The organism is Bacillus sp. LR--39, from assembly GCF_053613335.1.
Map to the genome: position 1 here is coordinate 1 of NZ_JBSIOT010001671.1, position 508 is coordinate 508.

1 pseudogene is annotated in these 508 nt (G+C 51.0%); it reads right to left on the bottom strand.

Features of this window, described 5'->3' with window-relative positions:
* Positions 1-508 (bottom strand): annotated as a pseudogene (gene sacX, locus ACWHAR_RS32435) (SacY negative regulator SacX); the annotation flags it as partial.

Sequence of the window (508 nt, forward strand, 5' to 3'; positions counted from 1 at the left end):
ATGGAACCCTGATACCCCATCATCGGGATATGAAGCCCCCATATGTCTAAAGAAGACGGGGTTTTGCTGCCGAGCATAGACGGGTCCAGCAGATCAGGATGCGTCAAAAGCCCCGCGATCACTGCCCCTAGGTATGGGTTGCTGCCAAATTGCCGTGCGGCACTGAAGCCGACTAAAATCGGCAGTAAAATAAAGGCTGTACTGGACACGAGGTCGAGCATTTTAATCCATGGGCTGCCGGCAGCGAACCAATGAAACACCTTAATCATGCCGATCAGCCCCATGAGCAGGCCGCTTGCTGTTATTGCCGGAATAATCGGCACAAAAATATCGGACAGTGTTTTCGCAAAAGCTGCGGCGGGGTTCAGCTTCCGGCTGGCTTTTTTCTGGTGGACAGGCTCTTCAGAAGGCACAGTCTCCCATACATGAACGACTTCTTTATATATTTTGTTGACGACGCCTGCTCCGAAGATAATCTGAAAAAGCCCATAACGGAAAAAGGTGCCCT